The organism is Streptomyces longhuiensis (genome assembly GCF_020616555.1).
Classification (GTDB): Bacteria; Actinomycetota; Actinomycetes; order Streptomycetales; family Streptomycetaceae; genus Streptomyces; species Streptomyces longhuiensis.
In genome coordinates, this window is the sequence record NZ_CP085173.1 from 6,009,632 (window position 1) to 6,028,304 (window position 18,673).

General features: G+C 69.1%; 15 protein-coding genes. 11 read left to right on the forward strand and 4 right to left on the reverse strand.

Annotation, left to right across the window (positions count from 1 at the left end; translation table 11 throughout):
• Positions 1-468: 468 nt before the first annotated feature.
• From LGI35_RS27875 to LGI35_RS27890, 4 genes are all read right to left on the reverse strand, one after another.
• Entirely contained in the window at positions 469-5,193 is a 4,725-nt protein-coding gene (locus LGI35_RS27875; protein ID WP_227296998.1) for a putative T7SS-secreted protein, read from the reverse strand.
• Positions 5,193-5,831 carry a hypothetical protein gene (locus LGI35_RS27880; RefSeq protein WP_227296999.1) on the reverse strand — a complete coding sequence of 213 codons (639 nt, stop codon included), beginning with the start codon at positions 5,829-5,831 and terminating at the stop codon, positions 5,193-5,195. Before LGI35_RS27880 ends, LGI35_RS27875 begins: the two co-directional genes overlap by 1 nt.
• Entirely contained in the window at positions 5,828-6,322 is a 495-nt protein-coding gene (locus LGI35_RS27885) for a hypothetical protein (protein ID WP_227297000.1), read from the reverse strand. Before LGI35_RS27885 ends, LGI35_RS27880 begins: the two co-directional genes overlap by 4 nt.
• 184 nt (positions 6,323-6,506) lie before the next feature.
• Complete coding sequence (locus LGI35_RS27890; RefSeq protein WP_341483399.1) at positions 6,507-7,514, reverse strand: chitinase; 1,008 nt, start codon at positions 7,512-7,514, stop codon at positions 6,507-6,509.
• A gap of 179 nt (positions 7,515-7,693) precedes the next feature.
• Between LGI35_RS27890 and LGI35_RS27895 the strand changes: the two genes are divergently transcribed.
• From LGI35_RS27895 to LGI35_RS27945, 11 genes are all read left to right on the forward strand, one after another.
• Positions 7,694-8,743, forward strand: coding sequence for a hypothetical protein (locus tag LGI35_RS27895; RefSeq protein ID WP_423835728.1), 1,050 nt, complete (start codon positions 7,694-7,696; stop codon positions 8,741-8,743).
• A gap of 125 nt (positions 8,744-8,868) precedes the next feature.
• Positions 8,869-9,579: a Flp pilus assembly protein CpaB gene (gene cpaB, locus LGI35_RS27900; RefSeq protein WP_100598201.1), complete on the forward strand. Its 711-nt coding sequence runs from the start codon at positions 8,869-8,871 to the stop codon at positions 9,577-9,579.
• Between the two features lie 150 nt (positions 9,580-9,729).
• Positions 9,730-11,325 carry a CpaE/TadZ family protein gene (locus LGI35_RS27905; RefSeq protein WP_227297002.1) on the forward strand — a complete coding sequence of 532 codons (1,596 nt, stop codon included), beginning with the start codon at positions 9,730-9,732 and terminating at the stop codon, positions 11,323-11,325.
• Positions 11,326-11,978: 653 nt separating this feature from the next.
• On the forward strand, positions 11,979-12,266 hold the full coding sequence (locus LGI35_RS27910; RefSeq protein ID WP_376257728.1) for a pilus assembly protein: 288 nt from the start codon (positions 11,979-11,981) through the stop codon (positions 12,264-12,266).
• An 8-nt stretch (positions 12,267-12,274) separates the two neighbouring features.
• Positions 12,275-13,612 (forward strand): TadA family conjugal transfer-associated ATPase, encoded by a 1,338-nt coding sequence (locus LGI35_RS27915; RefSeq protein WP_100598199.1) that lies wholly within the window; start codon positions 12,275-12,277, stop codon positions 13,610-13,612.
• Between the two features lie 34 nt (positions 13,613-13,646).
• Entirely contained in the window at positions 13,647-14,597 is a 951-nt protein-coding gene (locus LGI35_RS27920; protein ID WP_227297003.1) for a type II secretion system F family protein, read from the forward strand.
• Positions 14,598-14,639: 42 nt separating this feature from the next.
• The gene (locus tag LGI35_RS27925; RefSeq protein ID WP_227297004.1) at positions 14,640-15,542 is read left to right on the forward strand and encodes a DUF5936 domain-containing protein; all 903 of its coding nucleotides are present in this window, start codon (positions 14,640-14,642) and stop codon (positions 15,540-15,542) included.
• A gap of 180 nt (positions 15,543-15,722) precedes the next feature.
• The gene (locus LGI35_RS27930; protein WP_227297005.1) at positions 15,723-16,103 is read left to right on the forward strand and encodes a hypothetical protein; all 381 of its coding nucleotides are present in this window, start codon (positions 15,723-15,725) and stop codon (positions 16,101-16,103) included.
• Positions 16,103-17,461, forward strand: a complete 1,359-nt coding sequence (locus tag LGI35_RS27935) for a hypothetical protein (RefSeq protein ID WP_227297006.1) — start codon at positions 16,103-16,105, stop codon at positions 17,459-17,461. The genes LGI35_RS27930 and LGI35_RS27935 overlap by 1 nt, the downstream gene beginning before the upstream one ends.
• Positions 17,462-17,464: 3 nt before the next feature.
• Positions 17,465-18,295 (forward strand): hypothetical protein, encoded by an 831-nt coding sequence (locus LGI35_RS27940; RefSeq protein WP_227297007.1) that lies wholly within the window; start codon positions 17,465-17,467, stop codon positions 18,293-18,295.
• A 171-nt stretch (positions 18,296-18,466) separates the two neighbouring features.
• Positions 18,467-18,664: a hypothetical protein gene (locus tag LGI35_RS27945; RefSeq protein WP_227300544.1), complete on the forward strand. Its 198-nt coding sequence runs from the start codon at positions 18,467-18,469 to the stop codon at positions 18,662-18,664.
• Positions 18,665-18,673: the final 9 nt, after the last annotated feature.

Sequence of the window (18,673 nt, forward strand, 5' to 3'; positions counted from 1 at the left end):
ACGTATCGTTTGAATCGGTCATGGTGGCGACAGGTAATTCCCGGTGAAGCAATGCGTCACTGAGGCAGGCTGCTGAGCCAGGCCCGGTAGTAGGCTTCCTGCTCATTTACCGTGCCGACCTGTGATAGTTCAGCAGGGGCGAATGTTTCAACAACCGCGGCTAGATCGGTGACTTGTTCCCCCATCGTTCTGATGATTACTTGACGCCCTCCCCCCATCTGAATCCCCATTCCGGATGGGTAACAGTCGCTTCTGCAGCCGTTGATGCAAATGCGCACGCCGAGCGGCTCGCAGGCGCCCCTGATCTCCAGGAGGCACTCCCAGAGATTTGACTGGCAGGACTCGTACGTAGGGCCGTCTGGGCGAGAAATGCTAACCCGCGCATCATTCGGCCCCAGCGTCCACTCCAGGAGCGAATCGATAAATTCTTCCCCTTGCGACTCTGGGTCGTAGATTCGAATAGATTTTTTAGTTTTCACGAACATATACCAACAATTCTTCGTCTAGTTCCCAGAATTCGTCGAGCTTCCATGCTCTAGTCACTCGGTCGAATGGAATCTTGCCCTTGAATGCTATCTCCCTTTCGAACGGGGTGGGATTGAGGGGGCCGAGTTCGTTGTTTACGTGTATCCCGCCTGGGGGTGACTCTATCTCGTACATGTAGCTTCCAGGTCTACTGAACTTCAGTGCTGCGTCCGCGGATCGAGATGTAGAAATGAAGTCGCTTGCCGTGTGGTTAACGACGTGGTCGTACAAGGAGACATTGCTTCCTGGCGCGACAGAAATGAACCCCCCACTCTTTCTGATCTCGTCGGGTGATCTCCCGTCTCCTCTGTAGAGAGTCTCACCTTTCCGTGCGCATGCATCAGGAGATAGTCCAAGTCGATCGGTCCCGGAAAGCGGATTTCCGACGTAGGTGGAAGGGTTGGGTGCAGGAGTCAGCCCCAGAGGATCAGCGCTGAGATACCGAGCCGTCTCCGGGTCATAATGTCGAAAATAGTTGTAATGCAGCCCCGTTTCCGGGTCGAAATACTGGCCCGGGAAGCGCAGTGGCGTATACGCCGTGCTGTCTGCGGCCCACGCTGTGGTGCCCCACAGCGTGCTCCGTGTGCGCCATGCGATCTCGCCCTGTTCGTCGACCAGTTCACTCGGCGTGCCGACCAGGTCCGTGACGATCGCGAAGAAGCGGGAGTCGATCTCGTCCTGGGAGGCGTCGGCGGCAGGAATGATCCGTTCTGTCTGGGCTATGGGGCGTAGCCCCTCGTGGTCCCAGGTGAGCGTCACCGGGTCCGGCAACTCCCGTGACCACGTCGTCTGTTCGCAGAGCGTCGTGCCATCCCAGGTGAAGTCGACCCGTTCGACGACCGTCTCGCCGTCGTCACCCAGACGGAGTTTCGCCGTGCGGCGGCCAAGTGGGTCGTATGTGTAGCGCCAGCGGGTGCCGTCCGGGGTGACCGTCGATGTCAGGCGGTCCTCCGCGTCCCATTCGTAGCGCCATGTGTCCGGCTTGCGGGAGAGACGCCTCTTCTGGCGGAGCGTGACGCGGCCCAGAGCGTCGTGTTCGTAGCGGACGCTGCCGGCGCTGGTGATGCGGGTGCCGGTGTAGATCCGGGGTCCCGTCGCCTCGTGGCCGGGGTGGTCGGTCGGCCAGGACGCCGTTGTCTGGTTACCGGCGTCGTCGTAGGCGTACGTCTCTGTCCAGTTCGCGGCGTGGACGGCCGTGACGCGGCCCGCCGCGTCGACGTCGAAGGTGCGGGGGCCGGAGAGCCGGTCGTCGATGCCGATGAGATTGCCGTCGGCCCGGTATGCGTACGCGCGGTGTTGGATTTGGATCGGGCGCACGTCGGCCGTGGAGGTGACTGACTGGGTGGCCAGGCGGCCCATTGCGTCGAAGGCGTTCGCCAGGGTGATGTTCTCGCCGACCTGGCGCGCGAGTTCCCGGCCCACCGCGTCGTATGTGAAGTCGATGTTCCGACCGGAAGCCGTCAGCTGGGTACGGCGTCCTGTCGCGTCGTACGTCCATGTGCTCGTGGCGCCTGTGGGCGTCGTGCGGCCGTTGCGGCGTCCCAACTCATCGTACGAGTACGCCAGTACGCGCCCGTTCACCGTTTCCGAACGCAGGCGGCCGAAGCGGTCCCGCAGGAGAGTGAGCGCCGATCCGTCCGGCCCCGTGGCCTCCGCCAGCTGGTCCGTCAAGTCATAGGCGAACGTGCTGATCCGGCCGTCCGCGTCCTTGAGTGTCGTCTGGCCGAGTGCGTTGCGCTCGAAAGATGTCGTCTGGCCGAGGGCGTTCGTCCGGGACAACAGTCGGCCCGCGACGTCATGGGTGTACGTCAGGGTCCGGTCGTCGAAGTCCGTCTCCGAGACGAGGCGGCCGGCCGGGTCGTACTCGTACGTCCAGGTCAGGCCCTGGGGGTTGGAGACCTGGGTGAGCCGGAGCTCCGCGTCGTGGTCGAAGCTGTAGCGCACGCCGTCCGGGCCCGTCCGCGCCGCGAGCAGGTCGAAGTGGGTGTACTCGAAGCGGGAGACGGCGCCCATGGCGTCGGTGTGCGTGGTGCAGTTGCCTTCACCGTCGTACGTCCAGGATTCGCTTGTGCCGTCGGGCGCTGCGCGACGTACGAGGTGTCCCTCGATCGCCCACTCCAGGCGGGTCACGGCTCCCGCCGCGTCCGTGATCGTCACCGGTCTGCCGAAGGCGTCACGCTCGTAGCGTGTCACCGCGCCGAGTGCGTCTGTGACCTCCAAGGGGAGCCCGGACCGGTCGCACCGGACCGTCGTCGTGTTGCCGAGAGGGTCCGTGACGGCGGTGAGGCGACCGGTCTCGTCGTACGCGAAGTGGGTGGTCAGCCCGGCCGGGCCGGTGACCGACGTTCGGTTGCCGCGCGCGTCGTAACTCTGGCGAAGGACCGTTCCGTCCGGGGCCATCACCCGTGTCGGCAGGCCCAGTTCGTTGAATTCGGCGCTGGACTCGCGGCCGTCGGGGCGGGTGACCGACCGCAGGTGTCCTGACTCGTCGTAACGGAACGCCGTGGTGTGGCCGAGCGGGTCGGTCCGTGAGAGGAGGCGGTTGAACCGGTCGCGTTCGTAGCGTGTGACCGCGCCGAGTGGGTCGATGTCCGCGACGACCTGCCAGGCCTCATTGACCAGGAACCGGCGGACGTGGCCCTCGCCGGTCGTCGTGGTCGTTGTGCGCAGACCCGTCGCCGGGTCCGGTTCGCCGTACGTGATCCGCAGGCTCATGTGGCCCTCGGATCCACCCTCGGCCATGCATCTGTCCTGGTCGTCGTACTCGTACGTGTAGGCGCGGTCGTTGGTGTCCGTCCAAGAGGTGATCCGCCCTCGTGCGTCGTACGTGAAGCGCAGGGGAAGGCCGGAGGAGTTGATGACTTCGGTCAAGTCGCCGTCGGAGGAATAGGCGTAGCGGATCAGCTCCTGGTCCGAACCGTCCTCGGCCGCCCCGGCGAGGCGCAGGGACGTGACCCGGTCGGCCTCCGTCGTCACCTTCACGTGGTAGCCACCGCTGTGGAGGATCCCGCGAGGTGCTCCCTGATCGTCGTACTCGAAGATCAGCCAGTTGCCGTTGCGGTCGTCGATCTGTTCCAGGACGGCCAGGCTGTCGCTGCGGTCGGAGAAGTGCCACACACGTCCCGTCTCCGGGTCGGTGACCGTGTACCCCTCGTCCACCCGGTCCAGTGGCCGGCGCGGGCCGTGGGTCGGGAGCGTTGGCAGGCCCGGTGCGGGGTGGGGATAGGGAAGCAGCAGACCGTCCTCGGTGACGAGGACGACGCCCTCCGAGTCGATCTCCAGACGCTGGTCGACTGTCGAGGACCAGGAGGGGCCGAACCATCGCCCCAGCCGGTAGCCGGATTCCGCACGACGGGTGAAGACCAGAGGCAAACTGCCCGGCAGCGACAGATCGGTCTGGGGCAGGAACATCTTCCCGGTGGCGAGGTCGACCGGGTCCGTGCCGTCGTGCTTCACCGAGTCCGCCGAGCGTGAGCCCTTGGCGGCGTCGTCGCCAACCGCATGCCGCGCCGAACGCCGCGCCCCTGCCTCGGCGGCCTCCTTCATTCCGTGCTCGACCCCAGCCCGGAGCCCGCTCTTGGCGAGCCCGAGCCCCTTGCTGCCGAGCGCCTCGGGCGCCATCCGGCCGAAGAACTCGGAAGGGTCCTTCTTGAGGCTCTGGTACGCGTCCTTCGCCGCACGGTCGGGATGCGTGGCGGTGGACAGCAGGCCGGCCAGGGTGAGGTTGATGTTCTGCTTGTACGCGGCCGGGTGCGTGATGTTGTACGGGTCCTCCGGGTTGAGGCCGCGTACGAAATTGAGCAGGCCCGCGCTCCCCTTGAGCACGCCGCCCACGACGTGGGTGAGTTCCGTACTGGTGGCCTGGACACCGTCCGTGACCTCGGACTTGAGGCGATCGAGCGGCGGTGGCTCGGCCGGTGCGTGGGCCAGGGCCGCCTTGACCGCGTGTGTCGCGGTCGCGCCTGCCTCGTTGCGCTGGCGGCGTGCCTCCCCGAGCTTCTCCCGCGCGTGCTTGATGTCGGCCGCGCCGGGGTCCTTGAACGGTTCGGGGCGCGGGCCGGGGTCGTTGTCGGCCTTCAGCGCGTTGTTGTAGGCGTCGACCCGCTTGTTGTACGCCTCCACCGCTTTGTCGGAGGCAGCCATGCCCTTCTTGTACAGGTCGATGGCGTCCTGCGCCTGACTCTGGGCCCACTTCACCGTGTCCGCGTAGCTGTCCAGGGCCTTGCCCGCCTTGTCGCAGGCGTCCGCCGCGTGCAGCCACTTGGAAGGGTGCATGGCGAACTTCTTACGGAAGGCGTCGGCCGCCCGGCCCTTCCAGTGAGAGGAGTCCAGGGTCCGCATCCCGCCGCTGACCTTGTCGAAGGCCTTGTGGAAGTCCTTCAGGTGGCTCGCGCTCGCGCGGATGTCCCCGGGGTCGCCGTGGACGAGTTCGTCGGCCTGCTCGGTCTCGCCGAGCTGCTGTTCGTCGACCGTGGCGCCAAGATCGGAGGCGACGGAGTCGCCGAGATCCTCGACCTTGTCGGCGGCCCAGTCGGCGCCTACGTACTCGAGGCCGTCCCCGAGCTTGTGGGCACCCCACTCGACACCTTCACCGAGGGCCTTCTTACCGCTGTCCCAGCCGTCTTCCAGGGCGCCCAGGCCCTTGTCGGCCCAGTCACCGATTCCCATCAGCCGGCGCTCCCGCCATGTTCGGGTGCCGCTTCGGCGCGTTCCTCCGGAGAGGGTCCGAACTCGCGGTCGAGCCAGGCCTCGTACTCCTCAGGGCTCATCCCGCCGGCCTGCTGGGGGCTCCATCCCGTCACGTTCGAGGTGGCCGCGTCACGGGCGGCGTCTTTCCAGCCCTGCCTGATGATCTCGTCGGCTTCGTCGGAGGACTTCTTGCTGTAGTCGGGGTCGGCAAGCGCGTTGTGCTTGACCAGGTCGCCGTAGCTCATCTTCGCGACGTCTTCCTCGCCTGCGTACGGGTTGCCGATCACGGAGTTCACACCGACCTTCAGCGCGCCGTCGACGTACTGGTCCGTCTCGTAGAGCGTCCCGGCCGCGAGACCGATGCCCTCGGCGAACGTGTTGCCCTCGTTGACGAGAGTGCGCACACCCCACTCCCAGCGCTCACAGAACGACTCGAAGGCCGAGGTGAGATCGCTGTGGCCCAGCTTCATCCCCGACAGAGAGATCCCGTCGAATCCCCTCCCGGCACTGGCGGTGCCGACCATGCCGATCTCCTTCAGCTCGGCCAGCACGAGCGTTATGCCCTCGGCAATCTTGCCAAGACCGCCGGCCTGGAGATCCTTCGCGTCTTCACTCATTTCCCGTTGCCCTCCCTGTACGCTCCCGCGTCCACTGCCACCGCGTCCGGTACGACCCCGGAGACGGGTGGCAGCAGCAGCTCATCGCCGGGACTCGCGACGTCCACGGCCATTCCGCAGGGCACGCCGAGCGCAGGTGCCACGGCGTCCAGCAGCCGTGCCCCCAGAACTCGCTCGTACTGCCACGCGCGGTCGCCTGCACTCCGCTCAGCGGCGAACCGTGCCAAGGCCGCCTCGTCCGAGAAGGCGTAGATCCACCGGACGCCGCCGAAGTCTCCGGTGAGAGGGAATCCGTCGCCGCTCAGTGGGAGGAGGACGGCTGTGCGCCGGAACTCGCCCAGGAGAGCCGCAAATTCGCGGCGAACGTGGGTGGCCGTCGTGGGCGGCGTGGTGGCGACCGAATCAGTCAGCGGCTCAACCAATTTCGCGTAATCCCGAAGGCGTGACCTGGGTATGTTCCCGGTCGTTCCGTCTCCCCCGTCTTCAGCCATGCCAGGCATCGTCACATCCATGTGTTGACGAGTGCAATGTCAACTCAATGTTCCGAAAGGCGCAGGGTTGTGCCGGGCGCACTCCTCCGGCACCGCGCCCCAAACGCACAGCAGCGCCGCCGGGGGAGCGGCGGCGCTGCGGATCTGAGGGGGGAAGCGGGGCGTTCGGGCGAGGCGGGGGCGGTCAGAGGCCGTGTACGTGTGGGCCCACCGTCGAGGACCAGCCGTTGCCCGTCGACGCGTCCCAGTTCGTCGACCACGTCATCGCGCCGCGCAGGCCGGGGTACGTCTTCGACGGCTTGAAGGAGCCGCAGTTCGTGCCCTGTGTCAGGCAGTCCAGGGCCGCGTTGACCACGGACGGGGACACGTAGCCGCTGCCCGCCGCGCTGGTGGAGGCCGGGACTCCCAGGCCTACCTGGGAGGGGGCCAGGCCGCCCTCCAGCTGGATGCAGGCGAGTGCGGTCAGGAAGTCGACCGAGCCCTGGCTGTAGACCTTGCCGTCGCAGCCGAGCATCGAACCGCTGTTGTAGTACTGCATGTTGACGACCGTGAGGATGTCCTTAACGGACAGTGCGGTCTTGAAGTACTCGCCCGACGTCGACTGCATGTCTATCGTCTGCGGGGCCATCGTCAGCACGAAGTCCGAACCCGCCTTTGCGGCGAGGGACTTCAGGGCCTGCGACATGTACGTCGAGTTCAGGCCGTTCTCCAGGTCGATGTCGACGCCGTTGAAGCCGTATTCCTGCATCAGCGAGTAGACCGAGTTCGCGAAGTTCGTCGCGGAATTCGAGTCATTGACGGAGACGGTGCCGTTCTGGCCGCCGATCGAGATGACGACCGACTTTCCGGCGGCCTGCTTCGCCTTGATGTCCGCCTTGAACGCGTCCTCCGTGTAGCCGCCGAGGCCCGCCGAGTCGAGCGTGAAATCGACCGCGCCCGGCGTCGTCGTCGCGTCGGCGAACGCCACCGCGATGATGTCGTAGTCGCCCGGTACGTCGCTGAGCTTCTGGACCGTCGCGCCGTTGTCGAAGTTCTGCCAGTAGCCGGTGACGGCGTGGGCCGGGGGTGCCGCGTCCGTCCCGGCGGGGTCCGCGGTGGCCGTCGCCGTGCCGGTCAGGGCCAGGGCCAGAGTGGTCAGCGCCGCCGCCAGGAATGAACGCTTCCGCGCGGGTTTCGTCGTCGCACGTGCCATTGCTGCCTCCGGTTCAGATGTGGGGGGGAGGGGCAGTTGTCGGTTCCACAAACTGGTCCAGACCATTTGGGTTGTCAAGGCCTCTGGAATTACTGGTTCCTGGCCGAGCCGCGCCGACCGCCCGGGCAACCTCCCGGTGAACACCGGGAAGTTGGGTGTTGAGTGGGCAATGCGCGGATATGGTGCTGAGGCAGGAGTGCACAGAGACCGGGGGGTGTACGAGCGTGCCGACCGCGATAGCCGTGACCAGCCCTGACCTGGTCCTCGCCGCGGCCGACCGGCATACGCCGTCCGCCGCCGTGCTGCACTCCGTCGAGGACAGGGGCGGCAGGGCGGAGCCGTACGACCTCGATCGCGCGATCGTCGAGATGCACACCCTGATCGAGCACCACGGCTATGTGATCGCCCTGTGTCCGGCTTCCGTGCCGGACCTGGTCGTTCATCGGCTGCACGCTGTGCGTTCCGTGCTGGAGAGTGACCGGATCGCCATCCTGCGGCCGGATCTTCCGCCGCTCGGGCTCGCCGTACTCGTGCTCCAGCTGCGGCAGTTGACCATGTGCGACTTCAGCCCGGGAGTGCTCGCCTCAGCCGCGCGCCTCCTCGCCCACTACATCTACGCGGGCGCCGTGCTCGGCTCCGTCGCCCGGCTCGACCGCGTCCCCGTCAGCCTCACCTCGCACGCCAAGTCGTGGGTGCCGGGCGCCCAGTTCGCCGTACTCGCCACCCCGCAGCCCGAACTCGTACGGCTCACCGGACCCGAACCGCCCCGCCTGAGCGGACCCGCCTTCGGCACCCGTATGTATTACGCCGCCGGGCAGCAGCCCACCGACTGGATCACCGGCACGCTCGCGCCCGCCTGGCAGGTGCAGGGCGCCGTCGAGACCAGGCTGCCCGCAGAGTCCGGGCGCTGGTGGGCGACCGGGAAGCCCGGGAACCCGGGGAAGCTCGCCGAGTTCGCGGCCGCCATCCCCGACATCTCGGTGCTCTACCAGCTCGTCTCGTCCGTCCGGCGCGAGGCGTGCCACTGGTGCGGACTCGAACTCATCGGTGACCGCTGCGGCTTCTGCGCCGCGCCGCTCGCCGACCCGCCCGCCCCGGCCGCGAAACCGCCCGGAGGCCGCGCCCTCGCTCCCGGCCTCGCAGCGGCCACCGCCCTCGCACCGGCCGTCGGCCGCGCACCCGTCACCGGCCCGGCCCGCGCCGCCCTGCCACCCGCCGCCCGCCCATGACCTCTTGATCCGCAAAGAGATCCACAACCAGGTCCACAACCAGATCCATCACCAGATGCAGGTCAGATCCACAACGCGTCCCCCATCGAGTCCCCCGACGAGATCCCCACGAGGTAGTCCGGTCCATGAACTCACGTCAGCGTCGCGGCGTCATCCTGCTGGTCATCTCGGCCCTGTGCGCCGTCGGCGCCTTCGCCGGGGTGCTCTCGGTGATCCGTGACGTGAACTCGAAGGTGGGCCCGGAAGTCGCGGCGTACCGGCTGAAGGACGATGTCGCGCCGTACAAGGAGCTGACGGCCGACCGGTTCGAGAAGGTCGAGATGCCGGAGCGGTGGCTGTCGAAGACCGCCGTGACCAGCCTCAGCCAGATCCGCGGCAAGATCGCCGTCACGACGCTGAAGAAGGGGTCCCTGCTCCAGACCGACATGATCGTCGCCCGGCCCCAACTCAGGGACGGGCAGCAGGAGATCGCCATCATGATCGATGCCGAGACCGGGGTGGCCGGGAAGATCACGCCCGGGTCGAAGGTCAACATCTACGCCACCTTCAAGGCCGCCAACGAGAAGGCCAAGGACCAGTCCAAGGTCATCGTCGAGAACGCGGAGGTCATGGACGTCGGCAAACTCACGCCCATCGACGAACAGGGCGGCGACAACGGCCGGCGCCGGCAGGGCGAGGCCGTGCCGATCACCTTCGCCCTCGACCCCGCCGACGCGCAGCGCGTCGCGTACGCGGAGTCGTTCGCGACCCACGTCCGGCTCGCCCTCGTCGCCGCCGGCAGCGACGCGGCCGTCCCGCCGGGCGACCGCTCGTACACCCTCGACGAGGACAAGTAGTCCAGCCGCATGCAGTCCAGCCACGTCTACGCCAGCCACATGCACTCCCGTCACCTGTAGTCCAGCGACATGCAGAACAGCGACAAGCAGAACAGCGACAAGTAGACGGCAAAGCCGACAAATAGACTCAGAGAGGAGGCGAGCCGCACTGTGAGCATCCGTATTCTTCCCGCGGTGGGAGACCTGGACGCCGCCCGGTCCCTGGTCACGCTGCTCGGGCAGCTGCCCGACGCCGAGCCCGCGCCGCCCGTCGCCGACTCCACCGCCCTCCTCGACACCCTCGCCCGGCTCGCCGCCGAGTCGCTCGACGAACTGCCCGAGGTCGTCCTCGTCCACGAGCGGATCGGGCCCGTCCCCGCCCTCGAACTGATCCGGGACCTCGTCCTGCGCTTCCCGGCCGTCGGCGTGGTCCTCGCCACCGCAGACACCAGCCCCGCCCTGCTCACCGCCGCGATGGACTCGGGTGCGCGCGGCATCGTCGGGTTCCCTCTCGGGTACGACGCGCTCGCCGAGCGCGTGCAGGCCGCCGCGTCCTGGTCCGGCGGCATGCGCAGGCACCTCGGCACCGGTGGCGAGCTGGCGATCACAGCCGGCACGCCCGGCGGTCGCGTCATCACCGTCACCGGTGCGAAGGGCGGCGTCGGCACCACCGTCACCGCCGTCCAACTCGCCCTCGCCGCTCAGGCGTCGGGCCGCTCGGTCGCGCTCCTCGACCTCGACCTCCAGTCCGGTGACGTCGCGTCGTACCTGGACGTCCAGTTCCGCCGCTCGGTCGCGGACCTGGCCGCGATCCGCGACATCACCCCGCGCGTCCTCCAGGACGCCGTCTTCACCCACGAGACCGGCCTCGGCCTCCTGCTCGCGCCGTCCGACGGCGAGCGCGGCGAGGAGGTCACCGACCGCGTGGCCCGCCAGGTCGTCCAGGCGCTGCGCAGCCGCTACGACCTCGTGGTCGTCGACTGCGGTACGCAGATGGGGTCCGCGAACGCGGCGGCCGTCGAACTCGCCGACCAGGCACTCCTGTTGGTCACCCCCGACGTCGTCGCCGTACGCGCCGCGAAGCGCATGATCCGTATGTGGGACCGCCTCCAGATCCGCAAGGCCGAGGAGACCGTCACCGTCATCAACCGGCACGCGCGCGGATCCGAGATCACCGCGTCGCTGGTGGAGCGCGTGACGGGCACCCGGGTCGCGCGGGCCAGCGTGCCCGCCGGGTTCAAGGAACTCCAGGGCGCGGTCGACGCGGGCCGTATGCAGGACCTCGACAGCCGGTCGACGGTGAAGCAGGCACTGTGGGGACTCGCGGGCGAGCTGGGCCTGGTCGACGCCGCCGCGCAGGAATCCGGCCGCCGCGCCCGCCGCCGGGGCGGCGACAAGGGCGCGGTCACCCTGGAGTTCGCGGGCATGTTCCCGCTGCTGCTCGTGGTGATGGGCCTGCTGTGGCAGTGCGTCCTGTACGGATACACGTACTCGCTCGCCGGGAACGCGGCGGACGAGGCGGCCAGGGCCGCGACCTCCGCCGAGGCCGGGAGCGGCGACACGGCGGGTGCGTGTCAGACCGCGGGCGAGAAGAATCTGCCCGGCGCGTGGCAAGGCGCCGCCATCACCTGCGGACCCGACGGATCGGTGATGAAGGCGACCGTGCGGCTCGAGGTGCCGGTGTTCTTCCCCGGGATCGACGCCGGGTGGACCGTCAAGGGCGAGGCGGGCGCCGCGAGGGAGGACGACCAGGGGGTCACGCCGTGAGGCGCCGGCTCCCGGGCGCAAAGGGCCGCCTCCGGCACGGGCACCGGTACGGGTACGGGCACGGGTGGCGGGCCCGGACGGGAAGCGGCGATGCCTGGCGCCCGCGGGAGGGAAGTGACGGTGTCAGGCGCCCCCGGACGGGAAGCGACGACGCCTGGCGCCCGCAGACGGGAGGCGACGATTCCTGGCACCCGCAGAAGGGAGGCGACGGCGCTCGGCGCCCGCAGACGGGAGGCGGTGACGCCTGGCACCCGCGGAAGGGAAGCGACGGCGCCCAGCGCCCGCAGACCGGAGGCGACAGCACCTGGCACCCGCGGAAGGGAAGCGACGGCGCTCGGCGCCCGCAGACGGGAGGCGGTGACGCCTGGCACCCGCAGACCGGAGGCGACGATGCCCGGCACCTGCAGACGGGAGGCGACAGCGCCTGGCACCTGCGGAAGGGAAGCGACGGCGCCCGGCGCCCGCAGACGGGAGGCGGTGACGCCTGGCACCCGCGGAAGGGAAGCGACGGCGCCCAGCGCCTTCAGACGGGAGGCGGTGACGCCCGGCGCCCGCGCACGGAAGGCGCCCCCCGCCGCAGCCTGGGCACCGACGACCGAGGCGTCTCCATCCTCGAGTTCGCCGGGTTTCTGCCCTTCCTCCTCCTCATCGGCATGGCCGCCATCCAGCTCGGCCTCGTCGGCTACAGCGCGAACCAGGCCGGTTCCGGCGCCAGGGCCGCCGCCCGCGTGCAGTCGCAGGGCGGCGACGGCACCGGCGCCGGGCAGGCCGCGATGAGCGGCTGGCTCGACGCGGACGTCGACGCCGGAGGCGGAGGCGGCGACACGACCACCGCCACCGTCACCGTGCACGTCCCGGTCCTCGTCCCGTTCCTGGACGACCGGTGGGACGTGCGGCGCACCGCCACCATGCCGAACGACCGCGACCCGGAAGGGGGTTGAGCCGGAACATGAGCCTGCGATCAAGGGTGACGGTCCGCGAGGAGCCCGGCCCTTCCCGCGACGACGGCCTCGTCGCCGTCTACCGCGCGAAGCTCCTGGAGGAGATCGACCTCGCCGAGATGTCGTCGCTCGCGGCGGCCGACCGGCGGATCCGTCTCGAACGCGTCCTCGGCCACATCATCAGCCGCGAGGGCCCGGTCCTCTCCTCCTCCGAGCGCAGCCAGCTGGTCCGCCGCGTCGTCGACGAGGCGCTCGGGCTCGGCGTACTGGAACCCCTCCTCGCCGACGCGTCCATCACCGAGATCATGGTCAACGGCCCGGACGCGATCTTCGTGGAGCGCGCCGGGCGCGTGGAGCAGCTCCCCCTGCGCTTCGCCTCGCAGGAACAGCTCATGCAGACCATCGAGCGCATCGTCTCCACGGTGAACCGGCGCGTCGACGAGTCGAACCCGATGGTCGACGCCCGCCTGCCCACCGGCGAGCGCGTCAACGTGATCATCCCGCCGCTGTCCCTCACCGGCGCCACCCTCACGATCCGCCGCTTCCCGCGCGCCTACACCCTGCCCGAGCTGATCGGCCTCGGCTCGCTGGACGAGCAGATGCTGATGCTGCTGTCCGCGTTCGTCCGCGCCCGCTTCAACGTCATCGTGAGCGGCGGCACGGGCTCCGGGAAGACCACCCTCCTCAACGCGCTCTCCGGCCTCATCCCGCCCCACGAGCGCATCATCACCATCGAGGACTCGGCCGAACTCCAGCTCCAGCAGGACCATGTGATCCGCCTCGAATCGCGGCCCCCGAACGTCGAGGGCAAGGGCCAGATCACCATTCGCGACCTCGTCCGCAACTCCCTGCGCATGCGTCCCGACCGCATCATCGTCGGCGAGGTGCGCGGCGGTGAGACCCTCGACATGCTCCAGGCCATGTCGACCGGCCACGACGGCTCGCTCGCCACCGTCCACGCGAACGCCGCCGAGGACGCCCTCATGCGCCTGCAGACCCTCGGGTCCATGTCCGAGGTGCAGATCCCGTTCGAGGCGCTCAAGGACCAGATCAACTCGGCCGTCGACGTCCTCGTCCAGCTCACCCGGCACGCCGACGGCTCGCGCAAGGTCACCGAGATCGCCCTGCTGGTCTCGCACGGCCGCGAGCAGTTCAGGATCTCGACGGTCTCGCGCTTCGTGCCGCACCCGCTCGGCCACGACCACCGCGTGCGCGGCACCTTCGAGCATCTGCCGCTGCCGCGCCGCGTGGCCGAGCGCCTGTACGTCGCGAACGAGCCGATCCCGCCGGCGTTCGGCGTGCTGGACGGCATCGACGGACGCAACACGAGAGAGGCCATCGGATGAGGACCGAGCGACCCGCCGTCGAGGGTGGCGGATCATGAGCGACCCCGCCCTCATCGCCCTCGGCGCCACCATCCTGACCTGCGCACTCGCCGTCGCCGGCCTTCACGCGTACGCGTCCGGGCGCGCGCAGCGCCAGGCCCTCGTCGACCGGCTCGACGGGCTGTCGGGCGCCGGGCCGCACGGCGGTGCCTCCGGTCGCGTACGCCGCTTCGCCACCGTCGACCGCAGGCTGCGCCGCACCCGGCTCGGCCGCGCCATCCATCTGCGCCTGTCCGCGACGGGGCTGGACCTGACGGCGGGGGAGTTCTTCACGTACGTACTCGCCGTGGTCGTCGCCCTCTGGCTGATCGCGTCGGCCGCCCTCGCGCCCTTCTTCGGGCCGATCGCGGGGCTGGTCGGTGTGTGGAGCGCGGTGATCTTCCTCAACTGGCAGCGGCAGAAACGCATCGAGGCGTTCATCAATCAGCTCCCGGACGTGGCACGCCTCCTGGCCAACGCCACCGCCGCCGGGCTCGCCCTGCGTACGTCCCTCGCGATGGCCGCGGAGGAGCTGGAGGCGCCCGCGGGCGAGGAGCTGTCCATGGTCGCCGACCAGCTCGCGCTCGGCCGCACCATCGACGACACCCTCGGCGAGCTCGCCGCACGCCTCCCGTCCCGCGAACTCGTCGTCCTGGTCACGACCCTCGTCCTCGCCAACAAGGCGGGCGGCTCGGTCGTGTCGTCCCTGCGGAACCTCACCCAGACCCTGGAGGACCGCAAGGAGACCCGGCGCGAGATCCGCACGATGCTCTCCGAGGTCAACGCGACCGCGTTCACCGTGCCGCTCCTCGGCCTCGGCTCGTTGCTCCTGATCAACTCGTCGAACGAGGGAGCGCTGGCCAGAGTGACGGGATCGCCGGTCGGCCAGGCGCTGATCCTTCTCTCGCTCGGCCTGTACGGGATCGGGTTCTTCGTGATCCGCCGGCTCGGGAAGATCGAGGTCTGACATGGGCGTCCGTCATCCGGCCCACGCCGAGCGGGGCAGGTCATGAGTACGGGTCTGATCGGGCTGCTGCTCGCCCTCGCGATGGGCCTCGCCGTCCTCGGGATCTTCCTGGGCATCCGCATGTACCGCGCCGAGGCCAAGCTCCCCGGCGACCTGGCCATCGCCCTCGAGGTCGGCGCCACGCGTGTGTCCGTCGCCGGGTCCGCGGTCGACCGCCTGGGCATGCGCTTCGCCCCCCTCGTCCTTCGGGCCATGGGTCCCCGCCGCGTCGCCTCGAAGCGTCGCAAGATCGACATGGCGGGGAACCCGGGCGGCCTCACCATCGACCGCTACGCCGCCCGCCGCGCGGTCTACGGGATCTTCGGCGTCGTCCTCGGCCTGGTCTTCCTCACCAACGGGCAGACCCTGTTCGCCGCCCTCACCCTCGCCTTCGGCCTCCTCGCCGCGGACGGTCTGATCTGGCAGGCCACACGCGACCGCAAAGAGGTCATCGACCGCACGCTCCCCGACTTCCTCGACGTACTGGCCGTCGTCGTCAGCGCGGGCCTCGGCTTCCGGCAGGCGCTCGACCGGGTCGCCGAGAAGTACGAGGGGCCGTGGGCCGACGAGTTGCGTATTACGCTCCGGCAAATGGACATGGGCGTCAGCCGGCGCCAGGCGTTCGACGAGCTGCGGCGGCGCAACGCGTCGGAACAGGTCGCCCAGTTCGTCTCCGCGCTCCAGCAGGGCGAGGAACTCGGCTCGCCCATCGCCGAGACCCTCATCCAGATCGCCACGGACATGCGGCGCACCGACGCCCAGAACTCCCGCCGCCGGGCCGCGAAGACGATTCCCAAGGCCACGATGGTCACCCTCGTCTTCATGCTCCCCGCCACGATGATCCTGATCGCGACGGGCATGTTCCTCGGCTCCGGGTCCAACTTTGGTTCGATTCTGGGACGTTGAGGCACTGCGGTGTGAGACGTGGACTGGTTACAGTGGTGTGAGCGATTAGTTGGCAGTTGCGAATTCGGCAACCGCGACGACTCACTGACGGGGGATCACATGTCGTTCCAAGAGGAATGGGCTCAGCTCAAAGAGGACGCGTTACAGCGCAGGGCGGACGCCGGGGTCGGGGACCCGGCGATGAGCCTCGCGTCCGCCACATCACCGGCCCCGGGGCCGACCACGAGCCCCACGCCGGGGGCCACCGGCGATCCGGACCTCGGCATCAAGGCGGGCCCGATACGCAAGAAGGCCGAGGGCTTCCACGCGGTGAAGGCCCAGGCCAAGGGGCAGTCGAAGCTGGACGACTGCGAGGCCGCGGGCAAGCAGCACCCCGGCTGGGAGGCGGGCCCGGCGAGCAACACCTGCGTGGCGGCCTGGCAGCGCCAGCTGCACACGCTGGGGGACATGGTGGAGGCGGCGGTCGACGCGCTCACCCCCGCCATGAACCAGCAGTTCGCGGGGGACGGCGACGTGGGCGCCAAGGTGCGCGCCGCCGGCAAGTTCCTGGACGGTGCCTGATGGTGTCGGTGCAGGAACTCAAGGACGCCAAGCCCACCCAGTGGCAGGACGCCGCCGACGACGCGGTCCGCGCGGCGAAACAGTGCGCGGCCCTCGCCGGATACGCGCGCGACGAGATCGCCGACACCCTGAAGATGTGCTGGGTCGGCGACGGGGGCCGCGCCGCCCGCGACAAGTTCGTCAAGCACGCGGGCGAGTACGAGTCGGCGGAGATAGCCCTCAAGGAACTCGCCCGGGTCTACGACGCCCTCGCCCTCGACATCATCGACGCGCAACGCGACCTCACCGGGGCGCTGACGTACGCGAACGGCCACGGCCTGAAGGTCGACGAGAGCGGCCGCGTCAGCTACGCCAAGCCCATCATGGTGCCCGCGGGCGACACCGAACACCTCAAGCCGCTCCATCACGCGGCCGACATCATCGGCGACGCCCTCACGAAGGCGACCAAGGCCGACCTGACGGCCACCTCCCAACTCCGCGTCGTCGAGGGCATGGTGGCCCTCAAGGACCCGAAGCTGGCCCGGCAGGCACTCGACCCGGGCAGCCCGCTCGCCATCGCGCTGCGCCTGTCCGGAGGCCGCGACGGCCTGCACCCCATCAACGTCCCGCAGACGGTCCTCGACGCCGTCGACCGCGCCTCCGCCGAGACGGGCATCAGCAAGAAGCTGCTCCTCGCCACCCTCTGGCAGGAACAGCAGTGGTACCAGAACCACAACCCGTCCCTGCGCGGCCCGCTCACCGAGTTCGGCCGGTTCTTCGACTGGGGCCTGACCCTGGGACCCGTACCGGACAAGTCGCTCGGCATCACGCACATGAAGATGGAGACGGCCCGCAAGGTCATCGAGGCCAACCCCAGGAAGTTCCTCACGGCGGACGGAAAGGACCTGGGCACGCTGAGCGACACGGAACTCACGGCCGTGATCGAGGGCAATCCCGACCTCGACGTCCGCCTCAGCGCCTTCCACTACAAGACGCTCCAGGAACAGTCGTCGTACGGGACCAGGAGCGACGCCCAGCTGTTCACGCTCTACGCCGCCGACACCCCCGACGTCCGGGAGAAGAACGAGCAGTACGGCGACGAGTCGGAGCACCGCGGCGGCGCCATCAAGTCGCGGCTGCACAACTGGGAGCAGCTCAGCCCGCACCTCGACGACGCGGCGGCCTGGGAAGGGCTCACGGACGAGCAGCGCGCCACGGCGCTGCAGCAGCTGGAGTCGCAGACCCCGAAGGGCCACCATGTGTCGCTGGATCCGATCTACGGCTCAGGCGTGACGACGGGCACGGGATCGGGGGACCCGGAGCCGGGCACCCCGTCGCCGGAACCGGGCCCCGCACCGACCCCACCCGGAAATGGCTGACCGATGAAGAACAGAGCTGCCCCGGCGGCGGGCGCCTGCCTGGCACTGACCGCGCTCACCGTGCTCACGGCCTGCGGCCGCTTCGAGTCCCACCCGGAACCGTCGGGTACGGCGATCCCGTCCAGCGTGCCGGCCAAGCCGACGTACACCACGGCGAAGGCGGTCGTACGGGCGATGGGCGAGGCCGGCCTCGACTGCGAGACCGTGCGCAGCCGGGACTACGACGGCAGCTCCACGGCGGACTGCGTCGCGACGGTCGACGGGGTGAAGGTCGAGAACGAGATCTCGGTCTTCGACCCCGACGTCGTGTCGAAGACCGAGATCGGTACGTCGATCGAGTCCCGGCGGACGGGCGCGTACGCGCAGACGCTGGTCGCGGCCGGGAACTGGTACATCCGCGTCATGGACCCGCCGTCCGCCCCGGCGATCGCGAAGGCGCTGCACGCGGTGGTCCTGGACGCCAAGGGGAAGGCCGCGACCCCCGAGTACCCACTCCCGGACATCCCTTCCCACCCCGCCTACAAGAAGGTCGACGCCCTGGCGGACGACCTGGCCGCGTCGGTGGGCTGCTTCCAGCGGGAGACGACGAGCACCGGAAGCATCAAGTGCGAGACCGGAAAGCCGGGTTCGGGCTCCACCAACTGCGCCGTCCTGACTCTGCACCCGACCCACGCCCGCCGCGACGCCGCGCTGCGCGAGGCGATCAAGTACCGGGGCGTCCCCGCCGAGCTGGTCACCGCGGGGAACTGGACCGTCAACCTCTGCGACACCACCCTCGGCGCGAAGGTCGCCCGTGACCTGGGTGGGGTCGTGGTGGCGTACGACGGGCGGTGAGGGGCATGACAGGAAGCGACCAACTTCCGGTCAAGCGTGCACCGTTAATGTGCGAAACACGGCACAGAGGGTTGCAGTTCCCGTACGTTGCGTATGGTGCCCGGGAGGTTCGGGGCGGCGAAGTCGTGCGGGAACGAAGGGGAAACCGTGCTGAAGGAACGCGTACTCGGGGTGTGGGTGAAGTGGACCGTGACGGTGGGGGACCGCGTCCGGGGGAGAGAACGGGATTCCGGGGCGGGGTTCGTGGAGTATGCGGGGCTGATGATCCTGATTGCCGGGATCTTCACGTTGATCGACCAGTTGGGGTTGGACGGGCTGATCTCCGGAGCTATCGGCGACGCGGTCGATCGGGTCATCGGCGGCGGCTGACCATCGCGC

What these genes read in the sequence shown, in the direction of transcription:
- LGI35_RS27875 (WP_227296998.1), bottom strand. Translation starts at nt 5,193, where the DNA reads ATGGGAATCGGTGACTGGGCCGACAAGGGCCTGGGCGCCCTGGAAGAC.
- LGI35_RS27880 (WP_227296999.1), bottom strand. Translation starts at nt 5,831, where the DNA reads ATGAGTGAAGACGCGAAGGATCTCCAGGCCGGCGGTCTTGGCAAGATT.
- LGI35_RS27885 (WP_227297000.1), bottom strand. Translation starts at nt 6,322, where the DNA reads ATGGCTGAAGACGGGGGAGACGGAACGACCGGGAACATACCCAGGTCA.
- LGI35_RS27890 (WP_341483399.1), bottom strand. Translation starts at nt 7,514, where the DNA reads ATGGCACGTGCGACGACGAAACCCGCGCGGAAGCGTTCATTCCTGGCG.
- LGI35_RS27895 (WP_423835728.1), top strand. Translation starts at nt 7,694, where the DNA reads ATGGTGCTGAGGCAGGAGTGCACAGAGACCGGGGGGTGTACGAGCGTG.
- cpaB (WP_100598201.1), top strand. Translation starts at nt 8,869, where the DNA reads ATGAACTCACGTCAGCGTCGCGGCGTCATCCTGCTGGTCATCTCGGCC.
- LGI35_RS27910 (WP_376257728.1), top strand. Translation starts at nt 11,979, where the DNA reads ATGGCCGCCATCCAGCTCGGCCTCGTCGGCTACAGCGCGAACCAGGCC.
- LGI35_RS27915 (WP_100598199.1), top strand. Translation starts at nt 12,275, where the DNA reads ATGAGCCTGCGATCAAGGGTGACGGTCCGCGAGGAGCCCGGCCCTTCC.
- LGI35_RS27920 (WP_227297003.1), top strand. Translation starts at nt 13,647, where the DNA reads ATGAGCGACCCCGCCCTCATCGCCCTCGGCGCCACCATCCTGACCTGC.
- LGI35_RS27925 (WP_227297004.1), top strand. Translation starts at nt 14,640, where the DNA reads ATGAGTACGGGTCTGATCGGGCTGCTGCTCGCCCTCGCGATGGGCCTC.
- LGI35_RS27930 (WP_227297005.1), top strand. Translation starts at nt 15,723, where the DNA reads ATGAGCCTCGCGTCCGCCACATCACCGGCCCCGGGGCCGACCACGAGC.
- LGI35_RS27935 (WP_227297006.1), top strand. Translation starts at nt 16,103, where the DNA reads ATGGTGTCGGTGCAGGAACTCAAGGACGCCAAGCCCACCCAGTGGCAG.
- LGI35_RS27940 (WP_227297007.1), top strand. Translation starts at nt 17,465, where the DNA reads ATGAAGAACAGAGCTGCCCCGGCGGCGGGCGCCTGCCTGGCACTGACC.